The organism is Streptomyces sp. CNH189 (assembly GCF_000527195.1).
Genome location: NZ_AZUS01000024.1, coordinates 130348 through 136856, shown reverse-complemented (window position 1 = coordinate 136856; position 6509 = coordinate 130348). Strand labels below are relative to the sequence as shown.

The 6509-nt window shown below is 72.9% G+C and carries 6 protein-coding genes; 2 read left to right on the top strand and 4 right to left on the bottom strand.

Going from position 1 to position 6509, the window contains the following annotated elements:
• A partial coding sequence (locus B100_RS0128510; protein ID WP_024887814.1) for a carboxymuconolactone decarboxylase family protein occupies positions 1–433 on the bottom strand: 433 nt, incomplete at its 3' end.
• Between the two features lie 294 nt (positions 434–727).
• On the opposite strand from B100_RS0128510, the gene murQ reads away from it, so the two are divergent.
• The gene (murQ, locus tag B100_RS0128505) at positions 728–1678 is read left to right on the top strand and encodes an N-acetylmuramic acid 6-phosphate etherase (RefSeq protein WP_486585716.1); all 951 of its coding nucleotides are present in this window, start codon (positions 728–730) and stop codon (positions 1676–1678) included.
• Between the two features lie 39 nt (positions 1679–1717).
• Positions 1718–3247 carry a PTS transporter subunit EIIC gene (locus tag B100_RS0128500; RefSeq protein ID WP_024887812.1) on the top strand — a complete coding sequence of 510 codons (1530 nt, stop codon included), beginning with the start codon at positions 1718–1720 and terminating at the stop codon, positions 3245–3247.
• A gap of 133 nt (positions 3248–3380) precedes the next feature.
• Here the strand turns inward: B100_RS0128500 and B100_RS0128495 are convergent, their stop codons facing one another.
• From B100_RS0128495 to B100_RS0128485, 3 genes are all read right to left on the bottom strand, one after another.
• Complete coding sequence (locus tag B100_RS0128495) at positions 3381–4277, bottom strand: RNA polymerase sigma-70 factor (protein ID WP_024887811.1); 897 nt, start codon at positions 4275–4277, stop codon at positions 3381–3383.
• 50 nt (positions 4278–4327) lie between these two features.
• Positions 4328–5485 carry an FAD-dependent oxidoreductase gene (locus tag B100_RS0128490; protein ID WP_024887810.1) on the bottom strand — a complete coding sequence of 386 codons (1158 nt, stop codon included), beginning with the start codon at positions 5483–5485 and terminating at the stop codon, positions 4328–4330.
• A gap of 127 nt (positions 5486–5612) precedes the next feature.
• Positions 5613–6482 carry a hypothetical protein gene (locus B100_RS0128485; protein WP_024887809.1) on the bottom strand — a complete coding sequence of 290 codons (870 nt, stop codon included), beginning with the start codon at positions 6480–6482 and terminating at the stop codon, positions 5613–5615.
• Between the last annotated feature and the right edge of the window lie 27 nt (positions 6483–6509).

The following is a 6509-nucleotide window of genomic DNA, read 5'->3' as shown; positions in this document are numbered from 1 at the left end:
GGTTGATGACGTTGACGCGGTTGTAGGCGTTGATGATCGCGATCAGCGAGATCAGCGCGGCGAGCTGCTCCTCGTCGTAGTGCTTGGCGGCGTCGGCCCACACCTCGTCGCTCACTCCGCCGGCGGCGTCCGCGATGCGGGTGCCCTCCTCGGCGAGTGCGAGGGCGGCGCGCTCGGCGTCGGTGAAGACCGTGGCCTCGCGCCAGGCGGCGACCAGGTTGAGGCGCTGCTGGGTCTCGCCCGCGGCGGTGGCGTCCTTGGTGTGCATGTCGGTGCAGAAGCCGCAGCCGTTGATCTGGCTGGCGCGGATCTTCACCAGCTCCTGGGTCGCGACGGGCAGCGGCGAGTCGTGCACCGCCTTGTTCGCCGAGTTGATGTGCCGGAGAACCTTCCCCGCGAGCGCGTTGCCGAAGATGTCGATACGAGCGTCCATGGTCTTCCTCACCCTCCAAGATGCGGTTGCACTCCCTTGACCGGGCAGGCCCCGGACCTGTGACCACCCTGCGATGTGATGCACCTCACCGAGTCCGGGCTTGTAGGGGTGGGGGACGCGTTGGCGACGCTGGTGAGGGGACGCCGTGGCCGGGGGTGCCCCCCGTGAGGGTGTGCAGGTGGTCGCCGGAGTCGTGATCGGACCTTTGCCTTGCGACCCTTGACGCGCGCCATGGCTGAAAATATCTTTCAGGCTCAAGCGAGTCGCCGAAAGTAAATTTCGACACCGAGGAGTGTGAACGTCGTGCCCGCCGCAGACGCCGTGGAGAACGGCCGGTTGCGTGAGCAGCTGGCCACCATGACCACGGAGGCCCACCGCCCCGAGCTGGCGGACATCGACCGCCTGCCCACCCTCGACATCGCCCGCTTCATGAACGCGGAGGACGCCACCGTCACCACGGCCGTCGCCGCCCGGCTGCCGCAGATCGCCGCCGCGATCGACGGCGTCGCCGAGCGGATGGCCCGCGGCGGGCGGCTCGTCTACGCCGGCGCGGGCACGGCCGGCCGGCTCGGCATCCTCGACGCCTCCGAGTGCCCGCCCACCTTCAACACCGACCCCGCGCAGGTCGTGGGCCTGATCGCGGGCGGTCCGACCGCCGTGGTCAATGCCGTCGAAGGCGCCGAGGACCGCGAGGACGCCGCCCGCGAGGACCTGGACGCCCTGGCCCTGACCGCCGACGACGTGGTCGTCGGCATCTCCGCCTCCGGCCGCACGCCGTACGCCGTCGCGGCGGTCCGGCACGCCCGCGCCCTCGGCGCGCTCACCGTCGGCCTGTCCTGCAACGAGGACAGCGCGCTCGCCGCCGCCGCCGACCACGGCATCGAGGTGGTGGTCGGTCCCGAGACGCTGACGGGCTCGACCCGGCTCAAGGCGGGCACGGCGCAGAAGCTCGTGCTCAACATGATCTCGACGATCACCATGATCAAGCTGGGCAAGACCTACGGGAACCTGATGGTCGACGTCCGGGCCTCCAACGAGAAGCTCAGGGCGCGCGCCCACCGCATCGTCTCCCTCGCCACCGGCGCCCGCGACGAGTCCGTCGAGACCGCGCTCGCCGACAACGAGGGAGAGGTGAAGAACTCCATCCTCACCCTCCTGGCGTCCGTCGACGCCCCGACCGCCGCCCGCCTGCTGCAGGACGCCCACGGGCACCTGCGCAAGGCCCTGGAAGCCGCAGCCGCCTGACGCGGCCTGTCCCACCTCACAGCAAGGCATGACCGCACCATGAGCGAAGAGAACAAGCATCGCGCCGCTGCTGCCGCCATCCTTCCCCTCGTCGGAGGCGCGGGGAACGTGACGTCGGTGGCCCACTGCATGACCCGGCTGCGGCTGGGACTGCGCGACCGGTCCCTGGTCCAGGAGGAGGCACTCAAGGCACTGCCCGCGGTCATGGGGGTCGTCGAGGACGACACCTACCAGATCGTGCTGGGCCCGGGCACCGTCGCCCGTGTCACCCCCGAGTTCGAGGCCCTGGTCGAGGAGGGGCGCGCCGACGCCCCCGAGGAGCCCGCCGCTCCCGCGGGCGGGGCCGACCCCGTGACCGCCGAGGAGCTGGCGGCGCAGGGCGCGGCGCTCCGGGCGGAGCGGAAGGCGAAGAACGCCACGCCGTTCAAGCTGTTCCTGCGGCGCATCGCGAACATCTTCGTGCCGCTGATCCCCGCGCTCATCGGCTGCGGCATCATCGCGGGCCTCAACGGCCTGCTCGTCAACCTCGAGTGGCTGCCCGCCGTCACCCCGGCCCTGGCCGCCATCGCCTCCGGCTTCATGGCGCTGATCGCCGTCTTCGTCGGCTACAACACGGCCAAGGAGTTCGGCGGCACCCCGATCCTCGGCGGCGCCGTCGCGTCGATCATCGTCTACGCCAAGGTGGCCGACGTCGAGGCGTTCGGCCAGCACCTGTCGCCGGGCCAGGGGGGTGTGCTCGGCGCGCTGGGCGCGGCCTGCCTCGCCGTGTACGTCGAGAAGCGGTGCCGGCGCTGGGTCCCCGAGTCCGTCGACGTACTGGTCACCCCCACCGTCACGGTTCTGGTCTCCGGTCTCGCGACCTTGTTCGGGCTGATGTTCCTGGCCGGTGAGGTGTCGACCTGGATCGGTGACGCCGCCGACTGGCTGCTGACCCACGGCGGCGCGGGCGCCGGCTTCCTCCTCGGCGGTCTGTTCCTGCCGCTGGTCATGCTGGGCCTCCACCAGGCGCTGATCCCCATCCACACGACGCTGATCGAAGGCCAGGGCTTCACCGTCCTGCTGCCGATCCTCGCCATGGCGGGTGCGGGACAGGTCGGCGCGGCCGTCGCGATCTACTTCCGGCTGCCCCGCAACACCTCGATCCGCACGACCATCAAGTCCGCGCTGTGGCCGGGCTTCCTCGGTGTCGGCGAGCCGCTGATCTACGGCGTCTCCCTGCCCCTCGGCCGCCCGTTCGTGACCGCCTGCGCGGGCGGCGCGTTCGGCGGTGCCTTCGTCGGCCTGTTCAACCAGCTGGGCACGGACGTGGGCTCCACCGCGATCGGCCCGTCCGGCTGGGCGCTCTTCCCGCTCCTCGACGGCAACCACGGCCTCGGACAGACCATCGCCGTCTACGCGGCCGGCCTGGTCGTCGGCTATGTGGCGGGCTTCGTGGCGACGTACTGGTTCGGCTTCACCAAGACCATGCTCGCCGAACTGAACGTGGCCCCCGACGCGCCGGCGGAGACCCGGCCGGCGCCGGCGCCCACGGCGGCTCCGGCGGACGAGCGGGTCGCCGAGAAGGTCTGACCCCCGGCCGGGACACCCGGCCGACCGCACGCCACTGGGCCGTCCCCGCAGGGGGACGGCCCAGTGGCGTGCGCCCGCCCGGCACGGGCACGGCCCGGTGCTGTTCGCAGAAGGCCCGGACCGCAGGGGCCGTTCAGCGCGAGGCGAGGGAGGTCTCGGACTCGACCCGGGTGAGCTTCTCCGGATTGCGCACGTAGTAGACGCGCGTGACCCGGCCGTCCTCCACCCGGGCGGTCAGCACGCCGTCGATCCCGCCGTCCAGGCGCAGGACGAGTCCCGGGTTGCCGTTGACTGTGGTGGCCTCACCGGTGAGGACGCCGTCGGCCTTGCCGAGGCTGCCGGCCATGTAGCGCAGCACCTTGCCCGCCCCGACGACCGGCCGCAGGGCCGCCAGCCGGAGCCCGCCGCCGTCGCTGACGAAGACGACGTCGGGGGCGAGCACGTCGAGCAGTCCCTGCAGGTCGCCGGTCTCCAGAGCGGACCGGAACGAGGCCAGCGCCGCCCGGGTCTCCTCCGCGGACACCGTGGTGCGCGGGCGGCGGGCGTTCACGTGCTGCCGCGCGCGGTAGGCGATCTGGCGTGCCGCGGCGGGGCTCCTGCCGATCGCGGCCGCGATGTCGTCGTGGTCGAAGGCGAAGACCTCGCGCAGGACGAAGACGGCACGTTCCACCGGGGACAGGGATTCCAGGACGTACAGCAGCGCCAGGGACAGGTTCTCGGACAGCTCGGCGTCCTCCGCCACGTCCGGCGCGGTGAGCAGGGGTTCCGGCAGCCAGGGGCCGACGTACGTCTCCTTGCGCCGTTTCAGGGTGCGGAGCCGGTTCAGCGCCTGCCGGGTGGTGATCCGGACCAGATAGGCGCGTCGGTCCCGCACCTGGTCCAGGTCGGTCCCGACCCACCGCAGCCAGGTCTCCTGGAGGACGTCCTCGGCGTCCGCCGCGGATCCGAGCATCTCGTACGCGACGGTGAACAGCAGGTTCCGGTGGGCGAGGAAGGCCTCGGTCGCGGGGTCGGTGACGTGGTCGTTCATGGGGTGTGCCGCTCTCTCGTGGCCGGCCCCACGACGGAGGCCGGCGGTGTTCAGGCCGAAGCGCTGCGAAGGTCGGGGCTGTCGCCGTGGGGCGTCCGCGGACCGGCCTTGCGCGCGCCGGACACCAGCTGGCGCAGGGGGAGCCGGCAGGCGATCTCCTTGAGGCGGGCAGCGGGCCGCCCGCTGAGGTGCAGCGCGTTCACCCGGTCGTCCAGGTAGGAGAACTGGGTGACGCCCTCCGCCCGGCCGAGGCTCAGGCACTGCCCGGCGAACAGCAGCCGCACGGGCGTCGGCGGCTTCCCCGCGATCCGGCGCAGGACGGTGTCGGCGGCCCCCGTGCCCAGCTGCACGGCGGCCTGGCAGCTCATCCGCACCGGCCGGCCGGAGATCGTTCCGGCGTCCCCGGCGGCGACGATGCGGACGTCGTCCACGCTGGTCAGCGTCGCGTCGGTCACCAGACGGCCGTCCGCGTCCGTGGTCAGCCCGCTGCGTGCGGCCAGATCCGGGATCCGGAAACCGGCGGTCCAGACGGTCACCGCGCCGGGCACGTCGCGGCCGTCGTCGAGGCGGACACCGTCGCGGGTCACCTCCGTCACCCGCGTCCCGGCCCCTTCCAGCACGGTCACACCCAGCGCCGCAAGACGGCGGGCGACCGGGCGCCGGCCCCGGGCGTGCAGCGAAGGGCCGAGCACGCCCCCGCAGACCAGAGTCACGAAGCGTCCCGCCTCCGCCAGCTCGGCCGCGGTCTCCACCCCGGTCAGTCCCGCCCCGACCACGGTCACCGGAGCGGTCGCCGGCACCTCGGCCAGCGCAGACCGCAGCCGTCGCGCGCCGTCGAGGTCCGCGACCGCATGGGCGAACTCCGCCGCCCCGGGCACGCCGGGGACGGAAGCGCCGCTGCCCACCGCGTGGACCAGGTAGTCGTACGACAGGGTGTCACCGCCGGCCAGGGACACGCGCCGCTCCTCGGCGGCGATCAGGGTCGCGGCGTCGACGACCAGGCGGACGTCGCCGCCCAGCACCTCCCCGAAGCTCTCGACGGCGTCGTCGGAGCCGGTGACCACCTGGTGCAGACGGATCCGCTCGACGAAGTGGGGCCGCGGATTGACCAGCGTCACCGACACGCCCGCCTGCCGCGCCAGGCGGTTGGCCGCCTTGACGCCGCCGTACCCGCCGCCCAGGACGACCACTTCGATGTTCCTGTCCATGATGTCTCCTGTCGTGAAATCGGACCTCGGCCTGGAGACACCGGCCGCGTCCCCGGTGTCACACCCGCCGGCGTGTGCCGTGGGTCACGCCGGTCCGGCCGCCGGGGGAGGGCGGTGGCCGTCACCGTCACGGGCGCCCGGGGTTGAAGGAGCGGAGCTTGTCGGGGTTGAGGACCACCCAGATCTGGACCACGTGGTGGTCGGCGACGTCCAGGCTGATGACCGCCGCCACCTGCTGCTCGTAGCGGACCACCAGACCGGTGCGCCCGTTGACGGAGTGGGTGTCGAGGGTGGTGCGCGGATGCCGGGCAAGGAGCCGCAGCACGCTGCGGGCGACCTGGGCGTCGCCGTGCACCGGTCCGACCAGTGCCCGCACCTTGCCGCCGCCGTCGAAGACGGCTGTCGCGTCCGGAGCCAGCAGCGAGGCGAGCAGTGCCTCGTCCTCCTCGGCACAGGCCCGCCGCACCGCGTGCGCCATCACGTCGTGCTGCCGGGCCGACGAGGACCGCACCGGGCGGCCCGGCACCGCACGCTCCGCTCCTTCGGCCGGGCGGGTGGGGTCGGTTTCCGGCCGTCGTCGTACGTCGGCGACTGTTTCCCGCGTCGTCCGGGGAACGTCTGTGTCCCGCGTGGTCCCGAGGACGTCGTCGAGGACCAGGGCGGCCCGTTGGGCGGGTGTCAGGGAGTCGAGGGCCGGCAGACGGAGACCGGCGGGCTCCCCTTTTGGCCCGCTGTCCGCCCCGGAAAGGCCGCCGTCCCGGTCGGGAAGCGCGAGACGGGACAGACAGAGATCGCCCACGACACCGGCGAGCCAGGAGCGCGGCGTTCCGATGCGTTCCCGCTCGTCGTCGGACAGCTCGTACCAGCGGCGGTAGCACTCGTCGACGGCGCTCTCCGCGTCACGGTCGCCGCCGAGGAGCCAGCGCGCCATGGCCACGAGCTGCCGCCGCTCGTCGAGGAGGTCGGCGATCGGCAGGCCGTCGTCGATGCGGCTCATACCCCACCTCCCTCGCACGCGCCCGTA

Coding starts and splice junctions, on each gene's coding strand:
- B100_RS0128495 (WP_024887811.1), bottom strand. CDS start 4,277: ATGAACGACCACGTCACCGACCCCGCGACCGAGGCCTTCCTCGCCCAC.
- B100_RS0128485 (WP_024887809.1), bottom strand. CDS start 6,482: ATGAGCCGCATCGACGACGGCCTGCCGATCGCCGACCTCCTCGACGAG.
- B100_RS0128500 (WP_024887812.1), top strand. CDS start 1,718: ATGAGCGAAGAGAACAAGCATCGCGCCGCTGCTGCCGCCATCCTTCCC.
- B100_RS0128490 (WP_024887810.1), bottom strand. CDS start 5,485: ATGGACAGGAACATCGAAGTGGTCGTCCTGGGCGGCGGGTACGGCGGC.